Below are 25,919 nucleotides of genomic sequence, written 5' to 3'. Positions count from 1 at the left end.
CCAGCCTGCAAGCTTCAGGGCGTCAGCGCGCGGCCGCGTTCCGCCCGCTACGCCATGCACGCACGCCCGGCCACAATTGCGCGACGCCGACGGCGAAAAAGACCGCCCCCATCGCGCCGATTGTCAGCACGCCGCCCCAGATCGCGCCGAACGTATTCATCCGTGCGGTCATCTTCGGCGCGTCCGGCGCATAGCGCACCTCGACCGTCGCGCCGTCCTGCACGCTGACGTCGCCGCCCTGCGCATATTCGACCTGCTCGCCCGCGAGCGTCGTAAACGCGATCTCCGGATGATGCGCGCCCGCGTTCAGCTTGACGACACGCCCCGGCACGACGACCGACGTTCGCAGGAATTCCCGCGTCGACTGCGCGTACAGCGCGACGCCGATCAGCATGCATGTGCCGACGATGGTAAAAACGACGCCCTTCGCGATTTGCATGCCCGTGTGCCGCGCAGCGGGTCGCCCGTATTCGGATGCCATCGGTTTCGTTCCGTTTCTGATGTTCGTCAATGCCGGGCGTGCGGCGCACGATGCGCCGCCACGCCGCCCTCGGCATCCGGCAGGATACGGACATCCCGGCGCGCTGTAAATTGCGCGCGCAACCGTTCGACGGCCCGCTGGCGCGTCAGCCCGCGAGCTTCTTCAGCGCGTCGAGCACCGCGTCGCCCTTGAACGGCTTCACGATCCAGCCCTTCACGCCGGCGGCCTTGCCGCGCTCCTTCATCGCCGGGCTGCTTTCGGTCGTCAGCATCACGACGTTGACCGCCGTGTTCGCCAGCTCGCCGCGAATCTTCTCGACCATCGTCAGGCCGTCCATGTTCGGCATGTTCACGTCGCTGATCACGAGGCGCACGCCGGGCGTCGCCTTGAGCTTCGCGAGCCCGTCCTTGCCGTCGACGGCCGTCGCGACGTCGAGCCCGTGATTGCGCAGGAAGCCCGCGACTTCGTCGCGCACCGTGCCCGAATCGTCGACCACCAGAATCTTTGCCATGTCGTATTCCCCTTTCGTCGTTGCCGACTTCAACATTCAAAACAGTTCGAGTTCGCCCGCTTCGACCATCGGCCCGACGTCCTGCACCGATTCGCGGAAATCCTCCGGCGACCAGCTCAGGCTGAACACGAAACGCTGGTCGAGACGGACCGCGCGCCCCGACGCCGGATCGGTCATCCGATACTTGAAACAGAGTTGCGGACAGTCGCCGCCGAACGAGATGAACTTCTGCTTGTGATTGACGACGAGCGGCACCTGCACCGGATGGCGCGCCAGCGCCTCCGCGTCGCCGAGATAGCGGTTCTTGAACGCGCCCCACACGAGGTTGGTCAGCTCGCCGAGCACGCTGTTCACGTCGCGGAAATCCGGCGCGCGGCCGCCGTCGCGCGTGCCGCCGAGCATGTCGAGCAGCGGCTGCTCGCTCGTCTGCAACAGCATGTAGCCGCGACACCATGCGCTTTCGAGCGCGATCAGGCTGAACACCTCGCCGAAGATGATCTGGTCGCGGACGATGCACGGCGTATCGTGCTCGATCGTCATGCCCGGAAACAGGCTGTCGATGCGCGCCTCGGTGATTTCCGAGATGCCGCGCACGAGCGCGTTCGGATAGTCGCGGCTGAACAGGTATTCGTCGATCGCGCGCTCGAGCGGCGTCATGTCGTCGGCGACGTAGGCCGCGCACGCGACACGGGCGAGCGCATCGGGCAGCCCGTCGCGCGACGCGAGCGATTCGCGGCGCAGGATGATCGGCAGCTCGGGCCGCAGCGCGTCGATCTGCGTCGCGATGATCGCGCTCTCGGCCGGCGAGCCGCCGTAATCCTCCGCGAGCAGGATCGCGCCGAGATCGATGTTCGAGCGCAGCACCTTCAGCAGCCGGCTGCGCCGCACGGTCAGGCCGACCAGGTTGTGCGCGTCGCAGAAACGCTTGATCGCATCGGCGTGCACGCGGCTGTCGTCGAGTACGAGCACCTTGCTGACGGGTTGATCTTCGTTCATCCGATGGATTCCTGATGGTCGTCAGAACAGTTCGAGCTCGCCGCCGGTGTCCATCATCGCCGTTTCCGGCACGTGGAAATCGACCGGCGCGTTCGCGCATGCGCACAGCGTCGCGCCGACCCGCACGTCGCCGTCGAGCGTCAGATCGTACGCGGCCACGTAATCGGGCGAGAGCGCGTGCATGAAGTCGAGGCTCGCGCCGCTCAGCAGGTAAGGCGTCGACATCCCGAGATCGGGAAACGGCGCGGTCAGCGCCTGGTTGATCGCGCCGCAACACAGGTTCGCGACTTCCATGAACGCGTCGGTCAGCGGCCGCTGGCTGTTCGCGCCCGCCGCCGCACCGGCGAAATGGCGGCGCGTCGCGTCGTCGTCGCTGAAGCGCAGCGCGAGCAGCAAGCGAAAATGCAGCGCGGAGATCGTCAGCACGACCACATGCTCGACCACTTTCGGCTTCGATCCCGACTTCGCGCGCACGCGATCCGGCGCATCGTGTTCGTGACCGGCGGCCGGCCGGATGTCGCACGTGCCGCCGGCCGCGAGCCGCGTGCGCGCGGCATCGAAGAAGATCCGTTCGAAACCGGCCCTCGCCTGCGCACTGATCACGCCGCCGCCCCTTCGATCCGTGCATGCAGTTGCCCGGCCAGCGTCTCGACGGTCGCGAGCGCGGCCGTGATCATCTTGCCGCCGGCCTGGATGTCCTGGAACGTCGCGGCCGTCACGAGATCGTTGCGGTTCAGGCTGTCGCGATAGCTGTTCGACAGCTCCTGCGAGCGCGCGGCCAGCCCGCGCACTTCGCTCGCGACAATCGAGAAGCCGCGTCCGGCCGTGCCTGCACGCGCGGCCTCGATCGACGCGTTCAGCGACACGATCGACACGTGCGCGACGATCGCCGACAGCTCCTGGTTCTTCGCGCGCATGTCCTGGTTCTGCGTGGTCAGCGAGATCATCTGCTCGTGCCAGCGCTCGAACGTGCCGGCGAGCCCGCGCAAGCGCGCGGCTTCGTCGGCGATCTTCATCGCATGCTGCGCGAGCGCCGCGCGGTCGGCCGACAGCGCCTGCAACGCGTCGCGCTGCGCGCCGTTCGCGGATACCTCCCGCGTCAGCGCCTCCTCCAGCCGCACCTCGCGTTGCGCCCATGCATCGGCCGCTCGCGCATGCGCCGACGCCGCTTCATCGGCGCGTGCGCCGGCGGCGTCGAGCGCACCGCGCAACGCGTGCGCATCGCGCGCCAGCGCCGCCACGAGCCGCTGTCGCATCACGCGAAACACGATCGCCGCCGCGACCGCGACGACCACGCCGCCCGCCAGCGCGGCGGCCATCTGAATCATCCACGCCTGCACGATCACGCCGTCACTCCGCCGCGCCGATATCCACGCCGTGCGCGCGCGGCGCGTGGCCCGCGCCATGCGCGGCACCATCCACCGCGAAACGCGCCGGCAGCGACACGATCGTCTCGAACGCGCGATACGGCGCGCCGACGCGATCGTCGGTGAAGCGTAGCGCGATATCGCCGCCGTCGCGCTTCAGGAAATTGCGCACCGCGTCCATGCCGACGCCGCGCCCCGATACTTCGGTCACCGTCTGCGCGGTCGAGAAGCCCGGCCGGAAGATCAGCTCGGCGACGTCCTCGTCGGACAGCGCCGCTTCGCTCGCGGCATCGATCCAGCCGCGCTCGCGTGCGATGCCGCGAATCCGGTCGAGCGCGAGGCCGCGGCCGTCGTCGCCGAGCACGAACCACAGTTCGCCGCCGCCCACCCCGACCGCGATGTCGATCGTGCCGGACGCCGGCTTGCCGGCCGCGCGCCGCGCGTCGGACGATTCGATCCCGTGGTCGATCGCATTGCGCAGCAGGTGCATGAACACGTTCTTCAGCGTCGCGACGATCTCGCTGCGCACGCGCTGGCCGTGGCTGTCGATGTGCACGACGGGCGCCGGCTTGCCGAGTTCGGCCGCGAGCGACGGCAGCGACTCGATCACGCCGCCGAGCGCGTCGCCGATGCCTTGCGTGCCGAGCTGGCTCAGCATGCGGCGCACCGCATCGCGCGCCGCGTGCCAGTCGGACGCGTTCGCCGGATCGGCGCCGTCGAGCACGCGCAGGCTCTCGCGGATATGCGCGCGCTCGACCATCAGGAAATCGGCGCCATTCGGTGCCGGCTCGCCGCTGCGGCCGAGCGTGACCGCGTTGATCGTCGCGTAGTGATCGATGGCTTCGCGCACGCGCGCCAGATCGTCCATCAGCGCGTCGCGGTTCCATTCGGGGCCGCCGTCCGCGCGGCGCAGCGATTCGTACGCCTGCTCCGCTTCGTGGACGATGTTCGTCAGGTGCTGGAGGCTGTACGTGCGCGCATTGCCCTTGATCGTATGCATGTTGCGGAACAGCGCCGCGACGATCGAGTGATCGACGCGCTCGTGCTGGCGGATCATCCGCTCGTTCTCGCTGAGGAAGCCCTTCGCGCTGTGCACGAAGTCGTGGAACTTGTCCTGGCTGATCGACAGGATCTCGCCGATCATCTCGAGGCGCCGCTGCTGTTCGCCGGCCTGCGCGGTCAGCGCGCGGATCTCGGTCACGTCGCGCACGCACAGCATCAGGCGCACCACGGTGTCGGTCTCGTCGGTGATCGCCGACCAGCTGAGGTCGAGCCACTTCTCGCGGCCGTCCGGCATCCGCTTCGCGACTTCGTTGACGAGCAGATGCTCGTTGAACCCGAAGTTCATGCTGTCCTCGCCGAGGCACGCATGCACGGCCGCATCGACCTGCGAGCGCGCGTCGGCGCCGATCGCCGAATCGTCGAACACGAGCGCCATCAGGTCGCGGCCGGCGATGTCGTTCGTCTCGAAGATGGTTTCGAGGTACGCCGAATATTCCGCATGCACGACGCCGCCTTCGACGACGGTCAGGATGCCCTGCTGCATGTTCTGCAGCATCGCCTGGATATCGGCCGTCTTCTGCTTCAGTTGCGCGGCGTTCTCCTGGATCTTCTTGATCATCCCGTTGAACGCGACGATCGAATGGCCGATTTCGTCCATCCGGCCCACCGGCACGCGGCGCGTGAAATCCTGGCTCGTCGCGATCTCGCTCATCGCCGTCTGCATCCCGATCAGCGGGCGCGTGATCTGGCGATACAGCACGAAGCCGAGCGCGGTCAGCAGCACGATCACCGTGCCGGCGACGCCCGCGATCGCGGTCGCCGTGGTCGCGAGCATCCCGTTCAGCGCGCCGATCGCGTCGTCCTTCTGGCGGTTCTTCTCGACGCGCAGCGTGTCGACGATGCTTTCGAGTTCGTCGCGATACTGCGCGACGTTCGCGAACAGGTAGGCCTGCGCCATCCCGGCCTTGCCGTCCGTCTTCATCTTCACGGTGTCGTCGATCGCCGCGAAATAGTTCGCGGCGCTGTCCTTCGCCTGCGCGACGAGGCCTTCCTGCGCGCGGCCGACCGCCGATTTCGCCTGCGCGTCGAGCGCGGCGCGCAGCGCGGCCTGCTTCGCCGTCAGCTCGTCGCGCGCCTGCGCGGCGGTGTTCGCGTCGGGCGCGTAGACGAGCGTCATCGTCGCGATCTGGATGTTCTTCACGTCGGCGACGAGATCCGCCGACGCAAGCGCGCTCGGCACGATTCCCTGGGTGACCTGACGCACTTCGGACGCGCTCTTGCGCGTCTGGTACACGGCGTAGACGCCGATCGCGGACAGCGCGAAGAACGTCAGGACGACTAGCAGCGTAATGCGATGACGGATGGTCATGAACACGGCTCCCCGCAGCGATCGGGTTTCGATCGCCCTTTGGTCTATTGAAAGAATGTGAGCGCCGAATTATCGGGGATGGTGTATGACTGTCCGATGACCGAAAATCAATCGGCCATTGAGAAAATCGCAATGATCAATTGTAGGGAGAAAAGGCTAAAGTTCTTATTGGACCGGCCGTTAACTGCCAGCCTGGGCGTCCCGTCCGGCTTGCCCGGCGACCTCGGCAAATCGGATCTGGATATTCATTCTTTTATTTCTCGATCCGATAATTCAATCCGGTCGAATACCGGTAAAACGTTTGCGCCTTCGCTTCGCTGCCGCAACGTCAAACGCATCCGCTCTCGTCTGAAATCGCGGGTCGCGACGCGAGCGCGTTTTCAAACTCCGGGTCTATTGGTCCGATCAGAGGTGCCAGCCACGCCGACTGCTCCGGCGCCGGCTCGTTCGCGCTCACTGCGCTGCGACGAGGTTCATGGGAACCGCGAGCGCCGAATCCCGCGTCCTTGGGAAACCGTTCAGCTTTGGCATCGTCGGCTTCAAATCTTTTCGTCGAATTCATCGGATCTCCCAGTGTGTCGGTGGTCGCACCCGATTCTGACAAAAAACTTTCAACCCGGTCAATTCATTCCTGGCGAGAAAGAATCAATCGCAATCCGGCGATTCACCTCACCCCCGGGGCGTTTTAGACTGTCGGATCACTCCCCCCAACCGGACCCACGCGATGACCGACGTCCTGCCGCTGGCCACCGAACCCGAATCCGGCCTTCAATACCGGCTGCGTCCGGCCACCGGCCAACCGGCCGCCCGCCTGTTGCTGCTGCATGGCGTCGGCGGTAACGAGACCAACCTGCTGAACGTGGCCGACACGATCGATCCGCGCATCGAAATCGCGTTCCTGCGGGGGCCGCTCGCATTCGGGCCCAATCAGCATGCATGGTTTCCGGTGCGTTTCGGCCCGAACGGCCCTGAAATCGATGCGGCGCGTGCGGACGAGAGCCGCGTGCAACTGCTCACACTGCTGCATGCGCTCCGCGCGCGGGATAGCGCGGCCCCCGCGTTGCCGACCATGATCGCCGGCTTCAGCCAGGGCGGCATCATGAGCGCGAGCGTGGGCCTGACGTCGCCGGGCGACGTGAGCGCGTTCGCCGTGCTGTGCGGGCGCATCCTGCCGGAAATCGATCCGCTGATCGCGCCGCGCGATGCATTGAGCACGCTGCACGCGCTGGTGATGCACGGCCGCTTCGACGACAAGTTGCCCATCGCGTGGGCCGACACGGCCGACGCGAAGCTGACGGCGCTCGGCGTCGCGCACGACACGCGTCTGTATGCGGCCGGCCACGAGCTGACCGCGGAGATGGCCGGCGATTTCGGCCGATGGGTCGGCGAGCGCGCCGGGTTGAACTGAAGTTGAATTGATGAACCGCAACCGGACGCACCGGGGCGCCGGCCCGCGAACGGACCGGCCCCCCCGGTGCATGACGTCACGCGTTCTGCGCGGGATCCGCAACGGCACGCACGGATGCGGGCATCGCCGCCGCCCGCTCGCGCTCGGCGCCACGTTTCGCCAGCTTCCAGCCGATCACCAGCGCGAGCACGACGACGGGAATCGTCGCGATGGTCCACGTGCCGCCCGGGTAGTCGAACGCCATCAGCACCAGCACGCCGACGAGGAACGCGAGCGTGAGCCACGACGTGAACGGCGCACCGGGCATCCGGAACGACACGGCCTTCATCTCGCCGCGATCGACCGCGCGACGGAACAGGATCTGGCACATCACGATGAAGCCCCACGTCGTGATGATCCCGAGCGACGCCATGTTCAGCACGATCTCGAACGCCTGCGCCGGGACGATATAGTTCAGCGGCACGCCGATCGCGTTGATCGCGACCGTGATCACGATCCCGCCGTACGGCACGCCGCGCGCGTTCATCCGCGACACGAAGCGCGGCGCCGAGCCGCCCATCGCGAGCGAGCGCAGCACGCGGCCCGTCGAATAGAGGCCGGAATTCAGGCTCGACAGCGCGGCCGTCAGCACGACGACGTTCATCACGGTACCGACATACGGCACGCCGAGCTTGCTGAAGAACGTGACGAACGGGCTTTCGTGCGCGCTGTACGCGGTCCACGGCAGCAGCATCGTCAGCAGCACGACCGAGCCGACGTAGAACAGCGCGATGCGCCACATCACGCTGTTGATCGCCTTCGGCAGCACCTTGCGCGCGTCGGCGGTCTCGCCCGCCGCGACGCCGACGAGCTCGATGCTCGCATACGCGAACACGACGCCCTGCACGATCAGCACGGCCGGCAGGATCCCGTGCGGGAAGATCCCGCCGTGATCCGCGACGAGGTGCAGCCCCGTCATCTGCCCGCCCACCGGATGGCCGCTCGCGAGAAACACGGTGCCGACCGCGAGAAACACCGCGAGCGTGCCGACCTTGACGAGCGAGAACCAGAATTCCATCTCGCCGAACACCTTCACGCCGATCATGTTCATCACCGACACGATCCCGAGCGCGCCGAGCGCGAACACCCATTGCGGCACGTCGGTGAACACGGCCCAGTACTTCATGTAGATCGCGACCGCGGTGATGTCGACGATGCCGGTCGTCGCCCAGTTCAGGTAGTACATCCAGCCCGCGACGAACGACGCGCGTTCGCCCATGAACTCCCGTGCGTACGACACGAAGCTGCCGCTGGTCGGCCGGTGCATCACGAGTTCGCCGAGCGCGCGCATGATCAGGAACGCGAACACGCCGCACACGAGATACACGAGCGCGAGCGCGGGCCCCGCGCTTTGCAGGCGACCGCCCGCGCCGAGAAAGAGGCCGGTGCCGATCGCACCGCCCATCGCGATCATCTGCACGTGCCGCGGCTTCAACTGCTTCGCATAGCCGGCTTCGTGCGACGCGAACATCGCATCGGGATCGGCATGCGCGGCATCCGCGCCGCCGGCCGGACCGGCCGGGCGCTCGCTGGGGTGTTTCATCGTGAGTCTCCGTTGTTTGTAGATGTGTCGCGCCCCGCTCCGGGGCGTTTTCGGTACGACCGCGAACCGGCTCGCGTCAGAACGCGCGCGGCCGGATCAGCGCTTCGGGCTGCAGCGCTTCGTCGAGTTGCGCCTCGGTCATCAGTTCGCGCGCCAGCACGACCTGGCGGATCGACTTGCCGGTCGCATGCGCTTCGGCGGCCACGGCGGTCGCGCGCTTGTAGCCGATGTACGGATTCAGCGCGGTCGCGAGCGCGACCGAGCGCTCCATCGTTTCGCGCAACCGTTCCGGATTCGCGGTGATGCCGCTCACGCATCGCTGCGCGAGCGTCGTGCACGCGGCCGTCAGGTGGCTGAAGCTGCGGAACAGCGCGCTCGCGATCACCGGTTCGAACGCGTTGAGCTGAAGCTGGCCGGCCTCGGCCGCGAAGGTGATGGTCACGTCGTTGCCGAACACCTCGAACGCGACCTGGTTGACGACTTCCGGAATCACCGGATTCACCTTGCCGGGCATGATCGACGAGCCGGCCTGCACGGGCGGCAGGTTGATCTCGCCGAAACCCGCGCGCGGGCCGCTCGACAGCAACCGCAGGTCGTTGCAGATCTTCGACAGCTTGACGGCGATCCGCTTGAGCACGCCCGACACCTGGACGAACGCGCCGCAATCCTGCGTCGCCTCGATCAGGTTCGGCGCGGTGCTCAGGTCGAGGCCGGTGATGCGGCGCAGCGCGGCCAGCGCTTTCTCCGCGTATTGCGGATGCGCGGTGATCCCCGTGCCGATCGCGGTCGCGCCGAGGTTGATCTCGCGAATCAGCCAGCCGGCTTCCTGCAGCCGCGCGATGTCTTCCGTCAACATCACCGCGTAGGTCGAGAATTCCTGGCCGAGCGTCATCGGCACCGCGTCCTGCAACTGCGTGCGGCCGAGCTTCAGCAAGCCGGCGAACGCGTCGGCCCGCTCCGCGAATGCATCGCGCAGCCGCGCCATCGCTTCGAGCAGATGCTCGACCGCGAAGCACGTCGCGATCCGGATCGCGGTCGGATAGACGTCGTTGGTGCTCTGCGCGAGATTGACGTGCTCGTTCGGATGCAGGTATTCGTACTGCCCGCGCGCGTGACCCATGATTTCGAGCGCGCGGTTGCAGATCACCTCGTTCGCGTTCATGTTGGTCGACGTGCCGGCGCCGCCCTGGATGACGTCGACGACGAACTGGTCGTGCAGCCGCCCTTCGCGGATCTCGACGCACGCGGCGGCGATCGCATCACGGTACGACCGCGGCAGCAGCCCGAGTTCGCAATTGGCGTCGGCCGCCGCTTCCTTCACGGACGCGAGCGCCATCACGAGGTACGGCAGTGACGCGATAGTGCGGCCCGAAATGTCGAAATTCTCTTTCGCGCGCAGCGTGTGGACGCCGTAATAGGCGGTATCCGGAATGCTTCGTTTGCCTAAAAGATCCGCTTCGACGCGGAAGCCGTTTTCTGCCATCGTGCCCTCCTGAAATGTCTCGTGCCGCTCGCCGGCCGCCGCTTGCCGACGCGACGGGTTCGCATTCTATGCCTTTGCAAAAACAAGCTCCCTTCTGTATTATCGAAAGCGGTTTTGCGTGGGACGCAACAGCGAGAATCGAATGAAAAAAGGCGCGAGAGAAACCGGCATCGATCACCTGGGCGCCATGCGCGCGTTCGTGCGGGTGGTCGAAACGGGGAGTTTTTCGGCGGTCGCGAAGGAGATGCACGTGTCGACGTCGACGGTCGCGCGCAAGGTCACCGCGATCGAGGAGGCGCTCGGCGTCGCGCTGCTGCACCGTTCGACGCACAGCGTGACGCTCACCGAAGCCGGCCATATCTATCTGGAGCGCGCGGTCACGCTGATCGCCGATCTCGACGACACGCTGCGCGTCGTCGCCGAGCTGAATGCGCAGCCGAGCGGCCCGCTGAAGCTCACCGCGCCGGTCGCGTTCGGCCGCCGCCATCTCGCGCCGCTGATCGCGCCGTTTCTCGCGCGCTACCCGACGATCCAGCTCGACGTGCGGCTCACCGACAACCACAACGACCTCGTGGCCGGCGGCTTCGATCTCGACATCCACGAAGGCGAGAACTACCTGGACAACCTGGTCGTCCACCGGCTGTCGCGCAACGACAGCATCCTGTGCGCGACGCCCGGCTACCTCGACCGCTGCGGTCGCCCGGCGACGCCGGACGACCTGAAGCACCACAACTGCTTGCGCTACGTGCACCCGGAAGGCGATCCGCGCTGGGAGCTCGTGCGCGGCGACACGCGGCACAGCGTGCTGCCGGCCGGCAATCTCGTCACCGACCATTCGGAGCTGCTGCTGGAAGCGACCTGCGCGGGGCTCGGCATCGCGGAATTCGAGATCTGGCTGGTGCGCGACCTGCTCGCGGGCGGCCAGCTCGAAGCCGTGCTGCCGCGCTACCGGCTGCAGAACCGGCTGACCGGCGAATTCATCTACATCGCGTATCTGGCGAACCGGCGCAGCTCGGCGAAGCTGCGCGTGCTGAAGGATTTTCTCGTGGAACATCTCGCGCAGATCGGCGAGCTGTCGGATCGGGAGCTGGCGAAGCTTCGCGACGCACGCGCGTAGCGCGCGCCGAGGCGCGGCCCGGATGGCGGGCCGGCGGCATCGGCGCGGCGACCGCGTCAGGGCCTGTTCACGCTAATAACGGGCTTGCGCTGGCCCTAAGCCACCTGCAATTCGAACGGGAACGTCGCGTGCCCGAACTCGACACCCTGCGTGTTCAGCATCGGCGGCCGGTGGAACGCGGACAGTTGCGCGCGCTGCTCGGCCGTGCCGATCTGCAACCGCTCGAGGATTTCGCTGACGACCATATACAGCACGTCGAGATTGCCGTCCTCGATCTTCACCGAGATGCCGAGCGCACCGTCCGCGCCGAGTTGCCGCGTGCGTTCCGACGCGCGCACGCCGATCCCGTAGCACGCATCCGCGCCGAGCTTGCCGACCACCTGCCCGCCAAACGCGCTCATCAGCACCGTGCAATAGCGCCCTTCGCCTGCGACCAGCTCCGGATGGGCGGTCATCGCACGGTGAATGCGCGCCAGCGCGCGCACGCGGTCCGTGAGCGCGCCGCCCGCTTCCACCGCGTCCGCGCCGTCGGCCAGCGACGCGTACAGGCGCGCCAGCCGATCCAGCGAGAACGCGGGCGTCGGCAGGTTGCAGCCGTCGATGCCCCAGTCGACCTCGTCGTCGCGCAGGCCGCATGCATCGGCCACCACGTGCTTCACGCGCACCTGCATCGGGTGGTCGGGCAGATGGTAATCGGCGATCGCGGCGCCGATCGCCTGCGCGCCGGCCAGCATCCCGACATGCTTGCCCGAACAGTTGCTGCACACGCCGGTCGGCGTGTAGTCGCGCTTGATCCATGCCCGGTACACCGCGTCGGACAACGGCGGATGGCCGCCGCAGCGCAGATCCGATTCGTGGGCGGCGACCTTCGCGAGCATCGCGCGCGTGCGTTCGATGTGACGATCCTCGCTGCTGTGCGACGCGCACATCAGCGCGATGTCCGCGTCGTCGAAGCCGAAGCGCTCCGGCGCGCCCGTCTCGATCACCGACAGCGCCTGGGCCGGCTTGGCCGCCGACCGCGCGAGCGTCATCCGGAACGGGTCGCCGAACCGGGCCAGCAGCCGGCCGCGTGCATCGACGACCGCCACATGGGCGATGTGCGTGTTCTCGATCGCCTTCCCGCGGTACGTGACGACCGCTGCGCGTGGGGTGTCCATCCTCTTCTGTCTCCTTGCTCGCGGGCCTGATGCCGGGGCCCGTCCAACCGGTACGGCAGTGTAGCGAGTCGCCGCCGCCGCGCGCCGGTCCTGATATGGAAAGCGGTGTTGCATGGGATGCAAAGGCGGTCGTGCCCCCACGAAAGATTGAGGGTGCGCTACGCGTCCAGCGCGAGCAACGCGAACGTCGCGAGCCAGTGCTCGCCCATGTAGTCGCCGGCCACGTGCGCGAGCGCGCTCGCGAGATGCCTATCGGCCGCGTCGAGCAGCTTCGCGCGCCGCGCATCGCCTTCCGGCAGCGCGCCGGCCAGCGAACGCTGGCACCACGCACGGCTCAGATTCAGCCCGTCGAGGTGCGCGATCTTGCCGTCGCTGCGGTCGCTGACCGTCGCCGGCTCGAACAGCGTCGCCGGCTCGCCGCGCGCGAGGTCGGGCAGGAAGCGCGCGAACCAGCCGTCGAATTCGGCGGCCGGCAGCACGCGCCGCATCAGTTCGGCTTCCATCAGCGCGGGCGACAGGAATTCGTCGCCCGACGGCTCCCACGCCTGGCATGCGACGTCGTTCAGGTGCCAGCGCTTCGCGGTATCGACGATCAGCGCCGCGAGCCCGTCGCGTCGCGTATCGCGCGCGAAATCGAGCGCGAGCGCCAGCGCGAACGCGGTGTTGAAGTGCGTACCGACGCGCAGCGGATAGGTGGCCTTCGGCAGGAAAGTCTCGAAGCGCGACACGAACAGGTCGGCCAGTGGCGCCATCGTCTTCGCCCAGCGCGCGGCCTGCGGCAGCGCACCCTTCAGCGCGAGCCGCTCGAGCTGCGCGACGAGCGCGAGCAGCCATGCCCAGCCGTACGGCCGCTCGAAGCCGCTGTTGTGCGGCCGCGCGAGATACGCGCGCTCGCCGGCGACGTTCGCGTCGGTGAAGTGCGCGTCGACGATCGCGACGATGCGCTCGGCCTCCGGCAATGCCGGGAAGCGTTCGAGCACGCGCAGCACGAGCCAGTAGCCGTGCACGCACGAGTGCCAGTCGTAGCTGCCATAGAAGATCGGGTGCAGCGCGCGCGGCCCCTGCACGTCGTGCGGACCTTCGAGCGCATGCGTGAGCTTGTTCGGATATTCGCGGGTCAGGTGTGCGAGCGCGAGCGACGCGAATTTCGACGCGAGTTCGGGGGTGAGTCGGTCGGTCATGAGGATCTCGTCCATCGAGTCAGAAGCGGAATACGAACGCGTACATCAGCAGCGTGTTCACGGCCAGCAGCAGCACGGCGGTCGGCCACTGCGCCTTGATCACGCCGTTCTTGTCCTTCAGTTCGAGCAGCGCCGCGGGCACGATGTTGAAGTTCGCGGCCATCGGCGTCATCAGCGTACCGCAGAAGCCGCTCAGCATCCCGATCGCGCCCATGATCGCCGGATTGCCGTGGAACTGGTGGACGATCAGCGGCAGGCCGATGCCGGCCGTCATCACCGGGAACGCGGCGAAGCCGTTGCCCATGATCATCGTGAACAGCGCCATGCCCACCGTGTAGGCCGCGACCACCGCGAACGGCGAATCGATCGGCACCCATTCCTTCACGAGCCCCGACACCACGCCGCCGACGCCCGCGACCGCGAATAGCGCGCCGAGCGCCGCAAGCATCTGCGGCAGGATCGCGGCCCAGCCGACCGCGTCCATCGTGTGGCGCGCTTCCTTCAGCGCATGCACGGGCGAATCGCGCAGCATCGCGAGCGCGACGACGAACGCGACGATCGTGCCGAGCACGAGCGAGATCAGCGTCACGCTCTTCGGCTCGACGAACGGCACGAGTTTCAGCGCGAACGTGCCGATCAGCGTGACGAGCGGAATCAGCAGCGCGGGCAGGAACAGCCGGTTGCCGAAGCGCTGCGCGAGCGTCTCGCGCCGCACGGCCGCCGCTTCGCCGGCCTCGTCGGACCGGCCGCGGCCGAGCTTGCCCGAACCGGCGATCAGCGCGAGCGCGATCGCCAGGCAGCCCATGACGAAATGCGGCAGCAGCGCGCCGAACAGGAACGTGATCGCGTAGATGGCCCAGAACGCGAAATTGACGACGCGCCGCGGGTTCGTGCGGTCCGTCAGGTTGAAGTACGCGAACGCGGCGAACATGAGCCCCGCGAGCGTGTACAGCGATTCGAGACCGATCATCGCGCGCCCTCCTGCTTCACCAGGCCGAAGCCGCGCGCGAGCCGGCGGTCGAGCAGCGCGAGGCGCGTGCAGTGGATCAGCAGCGCGGCGATGGCGGTCGGGATCGCCCATACCGACAGGTGCAGCGGCTCGATGGCGATGCCGTTCTGTTCGAGAAAGCCCTTGATCAGCAGGATCGACTGGATCGCGATGAAGATGTCCTCGCCGAAGAACACGGCGACGTTGTCGGCGCCCGACGCATGCGCGCGGATCTGCTGGCGCACCGACTCGGGCAGCTCGCCGTGCCGGCCGACCGCGGCGGCCTCGGCCATCGGCGCGATCAGCGGCCGCACCATCTGCGCGTGGCCGCCGAGCGACGTGAGGCCGAGTGCGGCCGTCGTCTGGCGCAGCACGAAGTACAGCATCAGCACGCGGCCCGTGGTGGCCGCGTGCACGCGCGCGATCATCCGCTTCGCTTGCTCCTTGAGCCCGTTGCGCTCGAGCAGCGCGATCACCGGCAGCGTGAGCCAGATCAGCCCCATGTAGCGGTTCTCGGCGAACGCCTTGCCGAACGCGCTGACGATGTCGACGAGATTCAGCCCGCCCGCCAGCCCCGTCGCGAGCCCGGCGATCGTGACCACCAGCAGCGCATTGAAGCGCAGCGCGAAGCCGATCACGACGATCGGCACCCCAATCAGCACCAGCATTTCCCCTCCTTGTGTCTGGACGCGCGGCACGTCGGCCGCGCGCTGCCGGCCCGGTTTGCATCGGGCTCGGACGGCGAAATCTAACACGAGACTTTATCGATAAAAAGTCGACAATTTGCCGATTCGGGTAAACGTTGAAGCCGCCGGATACCGTGCATGCGGCATGTGTCGGCGGTGTTTCATCGGACGAATCGGGCCGGTCGGCCGGTCGGCGCGCGTGGCGCGGCCGCGGGACGCCGACTACACTGAAAAGCATCGGCAACGTATGGGAGAGCCGCCATGATTGACGTATTCCAGACCATCGGCAGCCGCGCGTTCTCCGCGCATCTGGCGAAGGACGGGATGGTGACGCTGATGGAGCAACGCCATGAAGTCGACCGCGTGACGCTCGCGACCGCCTATGCCGCGCTCGTCGAGGAAGCGGAGCAGGAAGACGACCTGCGCGACGCGACGGTCGAGGGGATGATGCGCGCGCTGATCCAGGGCTACGCGCGCAGCCATTGACGGCGCGGCGGCGGGGCCGCTGCGCGGCCCGATTGCCACGGTACGGTCCGCTACGCGGCCGGCGTGCCCGCGCCCATGCCGAACCACCGGCCCTCGCGCAGTTGTCGGTAATCCGCCTGCGTGAAGATCCTCAGCAGGTTCGCCACCGCGCCGTTGCTGGCGCGATCGCGTTCGGTCATGAACGCTTCGACCGCGTCGCGGCCGGCGAACAGGATCGTGCTGAAATAACGCTCGCGCTCCGCATCGGAGAGGTTCGTCGCGCTCAACTGGTACGGATGGTGAAGCGCCGCGAACAGGAAGTAATAGCGTTCGGCATCGTCGCGCAGCACGCGCACCGCATCGGGTTCGACCGGAAAATCGCGGTAGAACGACGCGTGCCCGCTCTCGATGTAGATCCGGTACAGCAAACAGCCGTCCTGCTCGATCACGATCGGCGCGTACGGGGCGCGTCTGACGAGGACGGTATCGGGCGCGGTCATTCGGTTCTCTCCTTTCTTTTTGTCGATGCCGGCACGGTAACATGCGGACTTTTGCGGCCTGTCCGCACGGGATCGACTGGCCCGCTTGCAGACAATGCGGCATCGCCATGGAGGAAACGCACTGAAACGGCACAATGCGCAAATTTTTCGATTGCCGCCGCCCGCGCCGCATGACAGCATTCGGGCGTCGTCAACCCAAAAGAATGCCGCGCCGTCCGGCCGCCGATGCCGTCCGGCCGCGCCGAACCGGCTGCACCTTCCATGAACCCGGCCCACCTCCAACAACACTACGAACCGACCGGAGAATTCCGCTTGTGAACATCGGCATCGTCAACGACCTCCCGCTTGCCGTCGAGGCGATGCGCCGCGCGATCGCGCGACGGCCCGAGCACCGCGTGCTGTGGGTCGCGACCGACGGCGCGCAGGCCGTCGAACTGTGCGCCGCGCAGCCGCCCGACATCGTGCTGATGGATCTGATCATGCCGAAATTCGACGGGATCGAAGCGACGCGGCGGATCATGCGCTCCGAGCGACCATGCGCGATCCTGATCGTGACGAGTTGCATCGGCGCGAACGCGTGGCGCGTGTTCGAGGCGATGGGCGCCGGCGCGCTCGACGCGGTCGATACGCCGCGGCTCGGCGACGGCGCGGCCGGCGACACGACGACACTGCTGCTCGCGAAGATCGACCAGATCGGCCGCCTGCTCGACGCGCCGGGCGGCACGCGCGTGGCCGGCGCGGCCGCGCGCGGCGGCGTCGGCCCGCTGGTCGCGATCGGCGCATCGGCCGGCGGACCCGGCGCGCTCGCATCGATCCTCGGCAGCCTGCCGGCCGATTTCAATGCACCGATCGTGATCGTGCAGCACGTCGATCGCGCGTTCGCCGAAGGCATGGCGCAATGGCTCGACGGTCAGACCCGGCTCGCCGTGCGCGTCGCGCACGAAGGCGACCGCCCGCAGCCGGGCGTCGCGCTGCTCGCCGCGACCGACGATCACCTGCGCATCACGCGCGCCGGCACGCTCGAATACACGCGGGAACCGGCCGCCACGCCGTATCGTCCGTCGGTCGACGTGTTCTTCAACAGCCTGACCGAGCACTGGCCCGGCCGCGTGATCGGCGTCCTGCTCACCGGGATGGGACGCGACGGCGCGATCGGCCTGAAGGCGCTGCGCATGAAGGGCTACCATACGATCGCGCAGGACGAGGCGACCAGCGCCGTGTACGGGATGCCGAAGGCGGCCGCGACGCTCGGCGCGGCGCGCGCGATCCTGCCGCTCGGGCGCATCGCGGGCGAACTGGCGGCGCTCGCGCGGATCTGAGCCCCGACGATGACCGCGCGCAACGCCCATGCCTGCCCCAGCAACAACCGCAACGACCCGCATCGACCATGACGATTGACCTGACTCGCCCGCCGGGCGGCCCGACCGCGTCGCCCGCCGATGCGCCGGCGATGGTGCTGCTGGTCGACGACCAGACGATCGTCGCGGAAGCCGTGCGGCGCGCGCTCGTCGACGAGGAAGGCATCGACTTCCACTACTGCCCGCGCTCGGACGACGCGATGGCCGCCGCGATCGAGACGCGCCCGACCGTGATCCTGCAGGATCTCGTGATGCCCGGCACCGACGGGCTGAGCCTCGTGCGCGCGTACCGCGCGAATCCGGCGACGCGCGACGTGCCGATCATCGTGTTGTCGACGCAGGAAGAACCGGTGATCAAGAGCGCCGCGTTCGCGTGCGGCGCGAACGATTACCTGGTCAAGCTGCCCGACCGCATCGAGCTCGTCGCGCGCATCCGCTACCACTCGCGCTCGTACATGAACCTGCTGCAGCGCGACGAAGCCTATCGCGCGCTGCGGCAGTCGCAACAGCAATTGCTCGAGGCCAATCTCGAACTGCGGCGCCTCACGCACTCCGACGGCCTGACCGGGCTGTCGAACCGGCGCTATCTCGACGAATACCTGGCCGCCGAGTGGCGGCGCGGCACGCGCGAGCGCAGCGAGCTGTCGCTGCTGATGATCGACGTCGACAACTTCAAGCTGTACAACGACACGTACGGGCACGTGTCCGGCGACAGCGTGCTCAAGCAGATCGCATCGACGATCGAGCGCTGCCTCGGGCAGTCGGGCGATCTCGCCGCCCGCTTCGGCGGCGAGGAATTCGCGGTCGTGATGCCGGCCACGTCGCCGGGCGCCGCGCGGCTGCTCGGCGAGAAGATCCGGCTCGCGGTCGAGGCGCTGCGCGTACGGCACGCGCATTCGTCCACGGGCAGCCAGATCGTGACGATCAGCATCGGCGGCGCGAGCATCGTGCCGGCGCCCGGCCTGCCGACGACCGTGCTGATCGAGGCGGCCGACCGCGCGCTCTATCGCGCGAAGCACGAAGGCAAGAACCGGGTCGAGATCGATCCGTCGCCGACGCCGCCGGGCGGCGGCGGGTTCGGCGCGCGCTGACGCGCCATGTCCGGCGAGCGCGTCGCGCTCACGCGGCGCCGAGCCGGCGCGCGTAGTCGTGCGGATCCAGCGGGCGGCTGAACAGATAGCCCTGCTGCATGTCGCAGCCGATCTGCTGCAGGAACCACGACTGCGCCTGCGTCTCGACGCCTTCGGCCGTGACCTTCATGCCGAGCGAATGCGCCATCGCGACGACCGCCTGCGTGATCGCGACCGAGTCGTGATGATCGGGCACGCCGGACACGAACGAACGGTCGACCTTCAGGTTGTGCAGCGGAAAGCGCTTCAGGTACGCGAGCGACGAATAGCCGGTGCCGAAATCGTCGACCGAGATCCGCACGTTCATGTCCGTGAGCGCTTCGAGCATCGGCAGCACGGTGTCCGTGTCGTTCATCAGCACGCCTTCGGTGATCTCGAGTTCCAGCGCGGACGGGTCGAGCCGCGTTTGCGCGAGACAGCGGGCGACCGATTCGACGAGCCCTTCGTGAAACTGCCGCGGCGACAGGTTGACGGCCAGCATCAGGTCCGGCGCGATCGTGCGGCGCCACTCGGCCGCCTGCCGGCACGCGGTTTCGAGCACCCATTGGCCGATCGCGACGATCAGCCCCGTGTCTTCCGCGACCGGAATGAATTCCGCCGGCGACATCGGCCCGAGCTCGGGGCTCGTCCAGCGCAGCAGCGCTTCGGCGCCGACCGTGCGGCCGGTGCGCGCGTCGACCACGGGCTGATACGCGAGCCGCAGCATGTCCGACGCGAGCGCGCGCCGCAGCGACTGCTCGATCGCGAAGCGGCGCTGCAGCCGCAGGTTGAGCTGCGCGGTGAAGAACGTGAAGTGGTTGCGGCCGTGCTGCTTCGCGTCGTACATCGCCGAATCGGCGTTGCGCATCAGCGTCACGGCGTCGTCGCCGTCGCGCGGCGCGACGCTGATGCCGATCGATACGCCGAGCCAGTATTCGTTGTTCGCGATCGCGAACGGCTTCGCGATCGCGTCGATGACCTCGCGCGCGAGCCCCGCCAGACGCTCGGGATCGTCGCAGTCGTCGACGAGGATCACGAACTCGTCGCCGCCGACGCGCGTGAGCGCGTAGCGGCCGTCCGCGCAGCCCGCGAGCCGCGCCGCGACGCTGCGCAGCAGCGCGTCGCCCGCGTCGTGGCCGGCCGTGTCGTTGACCTTCTTGAAGCCGACCAGATCGATGAACAGGATCGCGACGCGCGCGGGCCCGGCCGCCGCATCGCGCACGCCGAACAGCTCGCGCATGCGGTCGCCGAGCCAGCGGCGGTTGTAGAGGCCCGTCAGCGCGTCGCGGGTCGCCATGTAGCGCAACTGCTGCTGCGCTTCGCGCACGGGGCCGATGTCGTTGAACGACACGAGCACCGAGTCGGCCTGCGTCTCGCCCGGCCTCACGATCGGCACCGCGTTGCCGCGCACCCAGATGATGTCGCCGTCCGCGAGACCGAAGCCGACCGTGTAGTCGAGCATCGGCGTGGCCGTGTCGAGCGCGCGCCGGCTCGGCCAGTCGTACGGGTCGATCGGCGTGCCGTCCTCGCGAAGCTTGCGCAGGATCACCGTGGACAGCCGGCGGCCGACGAGTTCGCCCTTCGCGCGCATCATCCGGTTCGCGCTCGGATTGCTCGCGATCACGACGCCGTCGCGCGACACGACGAGGATGCCCTCGCTCAGGCTGTTGACGACGAGCCGGTGATGTTCCTCGCTGCGCGCGAGCTGCCGCGCGATCCGGTCCTGGTGCACCGCGAGCCCGACGCTGTTGCCGATATCGCGCAACAGCGCCGTTTCCTCGTCGCTTGGGCGGCACGGCCAATGATGATAAACGGCGAACGCGCCGAGCACGGCGCCCGCGTCGTCGAGGAACGGCACCGACCAGCACGCGCGCAAGCCCAGCGGCAACGCGATGGCGCGATAGTCGGCCCAAAGCGGATCGGTTTCGATGTCCTCGACGGTGACCATCCGGCGCTCGTACATCGCGGTGCCGCACGAGCCGGCCGCGGGGCCGATCGTCGCGCCGTCGATCGCCGCGCTGTACTGCGCGGGCAGCGACGGCGCCGCGCCGACGCGCACGTGCACGCCGTCCGTATCGAGCAGCAGGATCGTGCACGACGCGCCGTCGCCGAGCAAAGCCTCGGCACGCCGGCAAACTTCGACCAACAGTTCCGGCAGCGGCGTGTTGCGTGTGATCAGCCTCAGCACGCTCTGCTCGGATGCGAGCACTTCCGCGGCGAGCCCGAGGCTGTAGCGAGAACTTTGCGGTTCGGTATTCAAGTGAATCCTGCCGTCTGTCCGACCGGGTCTGATACGCCCGGTTCGTCATCGATATTTCGTGCCCTGTTCCGCTCCGGGTTTACGCCGATCCCCGGTGCGCCCCGTTTGCGCGCCGAGCGAGGGCGCACCGAAATGTATTTAACACCAATCCGTGACGATCGGCGTGTCTGCTTACATCAGGGGTTTACGCTCGGTTGCCGCGCGGCGTGCGGGCGGCGGCCGGTGCGATGAAAGGTTGCAGCGCCGCACGACGGCGCCGGCGCGCCGCCCGTCAATCCTTCCGGATGTGCTCGGCCAGGAAGTCGATCAGCAGGCGCACGCGCGGCAGCAGCCCGCGCCGCGACGGAAACACCGCGTGCACCACGCCGCCCTTCGGCGCCCATCCGGGCAGCACGTCGACCAGCGTGCCGTTGCGCAGGTCGTCCTCGACGACCATGCACGGCAGTTGCACGATGCCGACGCCATGAATCGCCGCATCGCGCAGCGCGTGCATGTCGTCGGTCACGAAGCGCGGGTGGTGGCGCAATTGCGCATGCTCGCCGTTCGGCCCGATCAGTTGCCACACGTGATGCCGTGCCGGCCCCCAGTCGAGGCTCGGCACGCCGATCAGCTCGGCCGGGTCCGACGGCGCGGCGCGCCCAGCCAGCCACTGCGGCGCCGCCACCAGCCGCTGCGGGCTGTCGGCGAGCACGCGCATCACGAGATCGCTGTCCTCCAGCGGCGGGAAGCGCACGCGCAGCGCCAGGTCGAATCCTTCGCTCAACAGGTCGACGCGGCGATTCGTCGCCTCGAGATGCACGTGCACCTGCGGATGAAGCGCCATGAAACGCGCCACGAGTTCGCTCACGCGGTATTCGAGCAACGCGGTCGGGCAGCTCACGCGCACGATGCCGCGCGGCTGGGCGTGCCGGCGCTCGATCACCTCGCGCGCGGCGTCGGCTTCGACGAGCACGGCGAGACAGCGCTCGTAGAATTCGCGCCCGGTCTCGGTGACCATGAAATGGCGCGTCGTGCGCTGCAGCAGCCGCACGTCGTACCGCGTTTCCAGCGCCGCGATGCGCCGGCTCAACGTCGATTTCGGCACGTCCAGCGCGCGCCCGGCCTGCGTGAACCCGCCGTGTTCGACCACTTTCACGAAATAGTAGAGGTCGTTCAGGTCATCCATGATTGTTCCACCCATAGAACACTGACGGCATTTTAAGGGACTGGAACACCGGTTGTTGCAGGCATAGCATCGTGTTTCGACGTGCCCCTTCACATTCCCGAACTATCTCTGGAGGCAACCATGGCAAGCGAACCGATTCGCGACCCCGCGAACGACCACCTGCTTACCCCGCGGAACGCGGCGTTCATCGTCATCGATTACCAGCCGGTGCAGGTGAATTCCATCGCGTCGATGGACCGCCAACTGCTGATCAACAACATCGTCGGCGCATCGAAGGCGGCGGTTGCGTACGACCTGCCGATCGTCCATTCGACCGTCAACGTGAAGACCGGGCTGAACAAGCCGCCGATCCCGCAACTGCGCGCGGCGCTCGAAGGCTATCCGACCTACGACCGCACGAGCATCAACTCGTGGGAAGACGTCGAGTTCCGCCAGGCCGTCGAGGCGACCGGCCGCAAGAAGCTGATCATGACCGCGCTGTGGACCGAAGCGTGCCTGACCTTCCCGGCGCTCGACGCGCTGAAGGCGGGTTACGAGGTGTACGTGGTCGTCGATGCGGTCGGCGGCACGTCGGTCGCCGCGCACGAAGCCGCGCTGCGCCGCATCGAGCAGGCCGGCGGCCAGATGATCAGCGTCGCGCAGCTGTTCTGCGAATTGCAGCGCGACTGGGCGCGCAGCGCCACCGTGCCGGCGTTCGTGAACCTGTTCATCGAAACCGGCGGCACGGCCGGCATCCAGTTCTCGTACGACAAGAGCTGATCGGCCCGGGGGCGCGGCGGTCGGCGCTGTCCGGCCAGCGCGCGCCCTTGCCCTGCTTCGGGGCGCCGGCGCGACCGGCGCGCGAGTCCCGCATCGCGGCCTCCCCGGCCGCGTTTTCGTATCCGTGATTCAATGTCGATCGAACCGGCGTCGCGCCATCCAGCGGCACGGCGATGTGAACCCTCATCGAACGACTTTCACTGGACCCCCATGACGAACCCTGCCGAAATCAAGGCGCTCGTTTTCGATGTCTTCGGAACGATCGTCGACTGGAGAAGCGGTGTCGCACGCGGCGCTGCCGCCTTCCTGGACCGCCACGCGCCGACACTCGATCCGTTCGCGTTCGCCGATGCGTGGCGCGCCGAATATTCGCCGTCGATGGAAGAAATCCGCAGCGGACGCCGCCGTTACGTGCGGCTCGACGTGCTGCATCGCGAGAACCTCGTCCGTACGCTCGACCGTTTCGGGATCGTCGACGTGCCCGATGCCGACATCGACGCGCTCAATCTCGCGTGGCACCGGCTCGATCCGTGGCCCGATGCCGTCGCCGGGCTGCACCGGCTGAAGCAGCGCTACATCATCGCGCCGCTGTCGAACGGCAATATCCGGCTGATGGTCGACGTCGCGAAGCACGGCGGGCTGCCGTGGGACGCGATTCTCGGCGCCGAGGTTGCGCGCGCGTACAAGCCGTCGCCGGCCGTCTATACCGAAGCGGTCGAGATTCTCGGCCTCGCGCCGGCCGAGCTGTGCCTGGTGGCCGCGCACAACGGCGATCTTGCGGCCGCGCGCCGGCTCGGGCTGTCGACCGCGTTCGTGCTGCGGCCGACCGAGCACGGGCCCGGCCAGACGACCGACCTGCAAGCCGACGATGCGTGGGATTTCGACGTCAGGGACCTGAACGAGCTTGCGGATCGGCTGGGTTGCCCGGGTTGAGTGCCGCGCGGCGCGGCCTGCCCCGCGCTGCGCTCGCGAGGCGCGGTACAGGCATGCCGCGCCTCCGCTACTTCACCACCGCCCGCCATGCGGTTCGCGCATGGACGAGCAGCAACGGCAGCAGCGCCAGCGCGAACAGCAGGCACAGCGCGAGCACCCATACCGGCCATTGCTGCGGATTCCCGTGCACCCAGTAACGGTACGGCACGCTCAGCAACGCGATTTCCATCAGCAGCGCGCCGAGCGGCACGAGCCCGTTCAGCACGGCCGCCACGCCGAAGCGTGCCGCGCCGTCGATCTTCTTCCCGGCCCCGTACGCCGCGATCAGGTACACGAAATACCCGATGATCGCGACCATCACCGTGCCGCCGGCCAGCAGCCCGATACTCCGCACGCTGCGTTCGTGCCACTGACGGGCGCCTTGCGGCAACACGACATCGATCTTCTCGCCGATTTCGGGCACGGCGCCCGAGCGAATGTTGCCCGGCAGCACGATGCGTTCGCCATCCGGCATCGTGGCTTCCAGGATCGACGTGTACTGGATGCATCGATACTTTTCGGTGCGCCCGCGGCTGTCGCGACGCTCGCACGTATCCCACCCGGATTCGTAGGACACGACGGTCGCCTCGTATTTCGGCGACACCGTCAGTGCGTAGAGCTCGTCGCCGATCCAGTACGCGAACGGAAAAAACAGCGACACCAGGCAAAAACATACGAGCCACCAGAACGCGACCGCGCCACCTGAACCGCGCTTGCCGCCCGTCTGTCGGCGCACCATGCGCGACGCGAGCCAGTAGGCGGTCACGCCGAATACGACCACGCACACCACGAAAACCTTGCCCGCATGCGTCAACGCCATTTGCCCTCTCCCCGATAGCCGATCGAATCGCCGCCGGCCGTGTTGTCATCCGGATCGATCGTCGCGTCGCCGTCGCGCCCCGCCCGTCGACCGCTACTCCGGCTCGCCGACGAAACGCAGCGTGCCCGACTCCCCCGACAGCAACGCGCGGTTCGCGTCCGCCGCCGCGCGCAGGTAATCCCACAGCGCGGTCACACGCCGCAGCTTGCGCAGATCCTCGCGGCACGTCAGCCAGAAACACCGCGTGACGACCACGTCGTTCGGCAGCACGGGCACCAGCGCCGGCTGCGTGGCCGCGATGAAGCACGGCAGGATCGCGAGGCCGCCGCCCTGTAGCGCCGCGAAAACCTGCGCGATCACGCTCGTCGTGCGCAAACCCGCCGTCGCGCCGGGCACCGCACGGTCCAGGTACAGCAGTTCGTTGCTGAACGCGAGATCGTCGACGTAGCTGATGAACGCGTGCCGCGCGAGATCGTCCGTGCAGGTAATCGGCGCGTGGTTCGCCAGATAGTCGCGCGTCGCATAGAGCCGCAACTGGTAGTCGCACAGCTTCGTGACCACGTAAGGCCCGCGCTCGGGACGCTCGAGCGTGATCGCGAGATCGGCCTCGCGCTTGGGCAGGTTGACGAAATGCGGCACCGGCAGCAGGTCGACCGTCACGTGCGGATGCGCGGCGCGAAACTGCGCGAGCTGCGGCGCGAGGAAAAAACAGCCGAACCCTTCGGTCGACCCGATCCGCACGTGGCCCGACAGCGCCTCCCCCGTGTTCGCGACCTGGTCGCACGCGGACTGCACGGTCGTCTCCATCGCGTCCGCATACGCAACGAGCCGCTGCCCTTCGGCCGTCAGCGTGAAGCCGCCGGAGCGCGACTTGTCGAACAGCAGCGTGCCCATCGCGGCTTCGAGCGCGCGGATGCGCCGCGCGACGGTCGTGTAGTCGACGCCGAGCCGTTTCGCCGCGCCGCTCGCGCGCTGCGTCCGCGCGACTTCGAGGAAAAAACGCAGGTCGTCCCAGTTCAGGTTGCCGGAAACCGGCTCGGTGGCATGTCGCATCGGCGAGGGAAAAAAACGGGCGTCTCCGGGCCGGCCGTCGATATGCATAAATGCACATCCAACCGGTTTCTTTATCGGTACATCATGAATCTGCGCATAACTATACTCGACCGTGACCTGCGGACCATGA

General features: G+C 67.8%; 24 protein-coding genes. 7 read left to right on the top strand and 17 right to left on the bottom strand.

Annotation, left to right across the window (positions count from 1 at the left end):
- Window positions 1-22: 22 nt before the first annotated feature.
- The 6 genes from CFB81_RS20160 to CFB81_RS20135 form a co-directional block, all read right to left on the bottom strand.
- Window positions 23-481: a DUF3592 domain-containing protein gene (locus tag CFB81_RS20160; RefSeq protein WP_089436292.1), complete on the bottom strand. Its 459-nt coding sequence runs from the start codon at window positions 479-481 to the stop codon at window positions 23-25.
- A gap of 145 nt (window positions 482-626) precedes the next feature.
- Entirely contained in the window at window positions 627-992 is a 366-nt protein-coding gene (locus CFB81_RS20155; RefSeq protein ID WP_006486240.1) for a response regulator, read from the bottom strand.
- Window positions 993-1,028: 36 nt separating this feature from the next.
- On the bottom strand, window positions 1,029-1,988 hold the full coding sequence (locus CFB81_RS20150) for a chemotaxis protein CheX (protein ID WP_089436291.1): 960 nt from the start codon (window positions 1,986-1,988) through the stop codon (window positions 1,029-1,031).
- A 21-nt stretch (window positions 1,989-2,009) separates the two neighbouring features.
- Window positions 2,010-2,591 (bottom strand): hypothetical protein, encoded by a 582-nt coding sequence (locus tag CFB81_RS20145; protein ID WP_089436290.1) that lies wholly within the window; start codon window positions 2,589-2,591, stop codon window positions 2,010-2,012.
- Entirely contained in the window at window positions 2,588-3,316 is a 729-nt protein-coding gene (locus CFB81_RS20140) for a methyl-accepting chemotaxis protein (RefSeq protein ID WP_089437076.1), read from the bottom strand. Before CFB81_RS20140 ends, CFB81_RS20145 begins: the two co-directional genes overlap by 4 nt.
- A 22-nt stretch (window positions 3,317-3,338) precedes the next feature.
- A complete protein-coding gene (locus CFB81_RS20135; protein ID WP_089436289.1) occupies window positions 3,339-5,726 on the bottom strand; it encodes an MCP four helix bundle domain-containing protein in 2,388 nt (795 codons plus the stop codon).
- Window positions 5,727-6,450: 724 nt separating this feature from the next.
- Here CFB81_RS20135 and CFB81_RS20125 point away from each other — a divergent pair.
- On the top strand, window positions 6,451-7,134 hold the full coding sequence (locus tag CFB81_RS20125) for an alpha/beta hydrolase (protein ID WP_089436288.1): 684 nt from the start codon (window positions 6,451-6,453) through the stop codon (window positions 7,132-7,134).
- Window positions 7,135-7,210: 76 nt separating this feature from the next.
- On the opposite strand, the gene CFB81_RS20120 is transcribed toward CFB81_RS20125, so the two are convergent.
- Window positions 7,211-8,716 carry an amino acid permease gene (locus CFB81_RS20120; RefSeq protein ID WP_069618341.1) on the bottom strand — a complete coding sequence of 502 codons (1,506 nt, stop codon included), beginning with the start codon at window positions 8,714-8,716 and terminating at the stop codon, window positions 7,211-7,213.
- A 76-nt stretch (window positions 8,717-8,792) separates the two neighbouring features.
- On the bottom strand, window positions 8,793-10,199 hold the full coding sequence (aspA, locus tag CFB81_RS20115; protein WP_089436287.1) for an aspartate ammonia-lyase: 1,407 nt from the start codon (window positions 10,197-10,199) through the stop codon (window positions 8,793-8,795).
- A gap of 142 nt (window positions 10,200-10,341) precedes the next feature.
- Between aspA and CFB81_RS20110 the strand changes: the two genes are divergently transcribed.
- Entirely contained in the window at window positions 10,342-11,316 is a 975-nt protein-coding gene (locus CFB81_RS20110; protein WP_089436286.1) for a LysR family transcriptional regulator, read from the top strand.
- Window positions 11,317-11,411: 95 nt separating this feature from the next.
- On the opposite strand, the gene CFB81_RS20105 is transcribed toward CFB81_RS20110, so the two are convergent.
- The 4 genes from CFB81_RS20105 to CFB81_RS20090 all read right to left on the bottom strand — a co-directional run bounded on the left by CFB81_RS20105 (window position 11,412) and on the right by CFB81_RS20090 (window position 15,310).
- On the bottom strand, window positions 11,412-12,473 hold the full coding sequence (locus CFB81_RS20105) for an asparaginase (RefSeq protein WP_089436285.1): 1,062 nt from the start codon (window positions 12,471-12,473) through the stop codon (window positions 11,412-11,414).
- A gap of 158 nt (window positions 12,474-12,631) precedes the next feature.
- A complete protein-coding gene (locus CFB81_RS20100; protein ID WP_069618650.1) occupies window positions 12,632-13,654 on the bottom strand; it encodes a DUF2891 domain-containing protein in 1,023 nt (340 codons plus the stop codon).
- A 19-nt stretch (window positions 13,655-13,673) separates the two neighbouring features.
- Window positions 13,674-14,624 carry a DUF979 domain-containing protein gene (locus tag CFB81_RS20095; protein ID WP_069618345.1) on the bottom strand — a complete coding sequence of 317 codons (951 nt, stop codon included), beginning with the start codon at window positions 14,622-14,624 and terminating at the stop codon, window positions 13,674-13,676.
- Window positions 14,621-15,310 carry a DUF969 domain-containing protein gene (locus tag CFB81_RS20090; protein ID WP_089436284.1) on the bottom strand — a complete coding sequence of 230 codons (690 nt, stop codon included), beginning with the start codon at window positions 15,308-15,310 and terminating at the stop codon, window positions 14,621-14,623. The genes CFB81_RS20095 and CFB81_RS20090 overlap by 4 nt, the downstream gene beginning before the upstream one ends.
- Window positions 15,311-15,589: 279 nt before the next feature.
- Between CFB81_RS20090 and CFB81_RS20085 the strand changes: the two genes are divergently transcribed.
- Window positions 15,590-15,814, top strand: a complete 225-nt coding sequence (locus CFB81_RS20085; RefSeq protein WP_050013757.1) for a hypothetical protein — start codon at window positions 15,590-15,592, stop codon at window positions 15,812-15,814.
- A 50-nt stretch (window positions 15,815-15,864) separates the two neighbouring features.
- Here the strand turns inward: CFB81_RS20085 and CFB81_RS20080 are convergent, their stop codons facing one another.
- Window positions 15,865-16,293, bottom strand: a complete 429-nt coding sequence (locus CFB81_RS20080) for a hypothetical protein (RefSeq protein WP_089436283.1) — start codon at window positions 16,291-16,293, stop codon at window positions 15,865-15,867.
- Window positions 16,294-16,607: 314 nt separating this feature from the next.
- Between CFB81_RS20080 and CFB81_RS20075 the strand changes: the two genes are divergently transcribed.
- A complete protein-coding gene (locus CFB81_RS20075; RefSeq protein ID WP_069618348.1) occupies window positions 16,608-17,612 on the top strand; it encodes a chemotaxis response regulator protein-glutamate methylesterase in 1,005 nt (334 codons plus the stop codon).
- A gap of 68 nt (window positions 17,613-17,680) precedes the next feature.
- A complete protein-coding gene (locus CFB81_RS20070; protein WP_089436282.1) occupies window positions 17,681-18,742 on the top strand; it encodes a diguanylate cyclase in 1,062 nt (353 codons plus the stop codon).
- A gap of 28 nt (window positions 18,743-18,770) precedes the next feature.
- Here the strand turns inward: CFB81_RS20070 and CFB81_RS20065 are convergent, their stop codons facing one another.
- Window positions 18,771-21,020, bottom strand: a complete 2,250-nt coding sequence (locus tag CFB81_RS20065; protein WP_089436281.1) for a bifunctional diguanylate cyclase/phosphodiesterase — start codon at window positions 21,018-21,020, stop codon at window positions 18,771-18,773.
- Between the two features lie 271 nt (window positions 21,021-21,291).
- On the bottom strand, window positions 21,292-22,185 hold the full coding sequence (locus tag CFB81_RS20060; RefSeq protein ID WP_069618351.1) for a LysR substrate-binding domain-containing protein: 894 nt from the start codon (window positions 22,183-22,185) through the stop codon (window positions 21,292-21,294).
- A gap of 120 nt (window positions 22,186-22,305) precedes the next feature.
- Here CFB81_RS20060 and CFB81_RS20055 point away from each other — a divergent pair, with 120 nt between their 5' ends.
- Both CFB81_RS20055 and CFB81_RS20050 read left to right on the top strand, forming a co-directional pair.
- Window positions 22,306-22,944 (top strand): hydrolase, encoded by a 639-nt coding sequence (locus CFB81_RS20055; RefSeq protein ID WP_089436280.1) that lies wholly within the window; start codon window positions 22,306-22,308, stop codon window positions 22,942-22,944.
- 210 nt (window positions 22,945-23,154) lie between these two features.
- Entirely contained in the window at window positions 23,155-23,877 is a 723-nt protein-coding gene (locus CFB81_RS20050) for a haloacid dehalogenase type II (RefSeq protein WP_089436279.1), read from the top strand.
- Between the two features lie 67 nt (window positions 23,878-23,944).
- Here CFB81_RS20050 and CFB81_RS20045 read toward each other — a convergent pair whose 3' ends face one another.
- Entirely contained in the window at window positions 23,945-24,736 is a 792-nt protein-coding gene (locus CFB81_RS20045) for a uracil permease (protein WP_069618354.1), read from the bottom strand.
- A 93-nt stretch (window positions 24,737-24,829) separates the two neighbouring features.
- Window positions 24,830-25,789 (bottom strand): LysR family transcriptional regulator, encoded by a 960-nt coding sequence (locus tag CFB81_RS20040; protein WP_089436278.1) that lies wholly within the window; start codon window positions 25,787-25,789, stop codon window positions 24,830-24,832.
- Window positions 25,790-25,919: the final 130 nt, after the last annotated feature.

Origin of the sequence: Burkholderia sp. AU28863, assembly GCF_002223195.1 — a bacterium.
In the GTDB taxonomy this organism is placed as follows: Bacteria; Pseudomonadota; Gammaproteobacteria; order Burkholderiales; family Burkholderiaceae; genus Burkholderia; species Burkholderia sola.
The sequence above is the reverse complement of the archived record's forward strand: the minus strand, read 5'-3'. Positions and strand labels throughout refer to the sequence as shown.

What these genes read in the sequence shown, in the direction of transcription:
- CFB81_RS20140 (WP_089437076.1), bottom strand. Translation starts at nt 3,316, where the DNA reads ATGATTCAGATGGCCGCCGCGCTGGCGGGCGGCGTGGTCGTCGCGGTC.
- CFB81_RS20070 (WP_089436282.1), top strand. Translation starts at nt 17,681, where the DNA reads ATGACGATTGACCTGACTCGCCCGCCGGGCGGCCCGACCGCGTCGCCC.
- CFB81_RS20060 (WP_069618351.1), bottom strand. Translation starts at nt 22,185, where the DNA reads ATGGATGACCTGAACGACCTCTACTATTTCGTGAAAGTGGTCGAACAC.
- CFB81_RS20095 (WP_069618345.1), bottom strand. Translation starts at nt 14,624, where the DNA reads ATGATCGGTCTCGAATCGCTGTACACGCTCGCGGGGCTCATGTTCGCC.
- CFB81_RS20040 (WP_089436278.1), bottom strand. Translation starts at nt 25,789, where the DNA reads ATGCGACATGCCACCGAGCCGGTTTCCGGCAACCTGAACTGGGACGAC.
- CFB81_RS20105 (WP_089436285.1), bottom strand. Translation starts at nt 12,473, where the DNA reads ATGGACACCCCACGCGCAGCGGTCGTCACGTACCGCGGGAAGGCGATC.
- CFB81_RS20160 (WP_089436292.1), bottom strand. Translation starts at nt 481, where the DNA reads ATGGCATCCGAATACGGGCGACCCGCTGCGCGGCACACGGGCATGCAA.
- CFB81_RS20090 (WP_089436284.1), bottom strand. Translation starts at nt 15,310, where the DNA reads ATGCTGGTGCTGATTGGGGTGCCGATCGTCGTGATCGGCTTCGCGCTG.
- CFB81_RS20120 (WP_069618341.1), bottom strand. Translation starts at nt 8,716, where the DNA reads ATGAAACACCCCAGCGAGCGCCCGGCCGGTCCGGCCGGCGGCGCGGAT.
- CFB81_RS20050 (WP_089436279.1), top strand. Translation starts at nt 23,155, where the DNA reads ATGACGAACCCTGCCGAAATCAAGGCGCTCGTTTTCGATGTCTTCGGA.
- CFB81_RS20080 (WP_089436283.1), bottom strand. Translation starts at nt 16,293, where the DNA reads ATGACCGCGCCCGATACCGTCCTCGTCAGACGCGCCCCGTACGCGCCG.
- CFB81_RS20125 (WP_089436288.1), top strand. Translation starts at nt 6,451, where the DNA reads ATGACCGACGTCCTGCCGCTGGCCACCGAACCCGAATCCGGCCTTCAA.
- CFB81_RS20055 (WP_089436280.1), top strand. Translation starts at nt 22,306, where the DNA reads ATGGCAAGCGAACCGATTCGCGACCCCGCGAACGACCACCTGCTTACC.
- CFB81_RS20045 (WP_069618354.1), bottom strand. Translation starts at nt 24,736, where the DNA reads ATGGCGTTGACGCATGCGGGCAAGGTTTTCGTGGTGTGCGTGGTCGTA.
- CFB81_RS20085 (WP_050013757.1), top strand. Translation starts at nt 15,590, where the DNA reads ATGATTGACGTATTCCAGACCATCGGCAGCCGCGCGTTCTCCGCGCAT.
- CFB81_RS20135 (WP_089436289.1), bottom strand. Translation starts at nt 5,726, where the DNA reads ATGACCATCCGTCATCGCATTACGCTGCTAGTCGTCCTGACGTTCTTC.
- CFB81_RS20155 (WP_006486240.1), bottom strand. Translation starts at nt 992, where the DNA reads ATGGCAAAGATTCTGGTGGTCGACGATTCGGGCACGGTGCGCGACGAA.
- CFB81_RS20110 (WP_089436286.1), top strand. Translation starts at nt 10,342, where the DNA reads ATGAAAAAAGGCGCGAGAGAAACCGGCATCGATCACCTGGGCGCCATG.
- aspA (WP_089436287.1), bottom strand. Translation starts at nt 10,199, where the DNA reads ATGGCAGAAAACGGCTTCCGCGTCGAAGCGGATCTTTTAGGCAAACGA.
- CFB81_RS20100 (WP_069618650.1), bottom strand. Translation starts at nt 13,654, where the DNA reads ATGACCGACCGACTCACCCCCGAACTCGCGTCGAAATTCGCGTCGCTC.
- CFB81_RS20150 (WP_089436291.1), bottom strand. Translation starts at nt 1,988, where the DNA reads ATGAACGAAGATCAACCCGTCAGCAAGGTGCTCGTACTCGACGACAGC.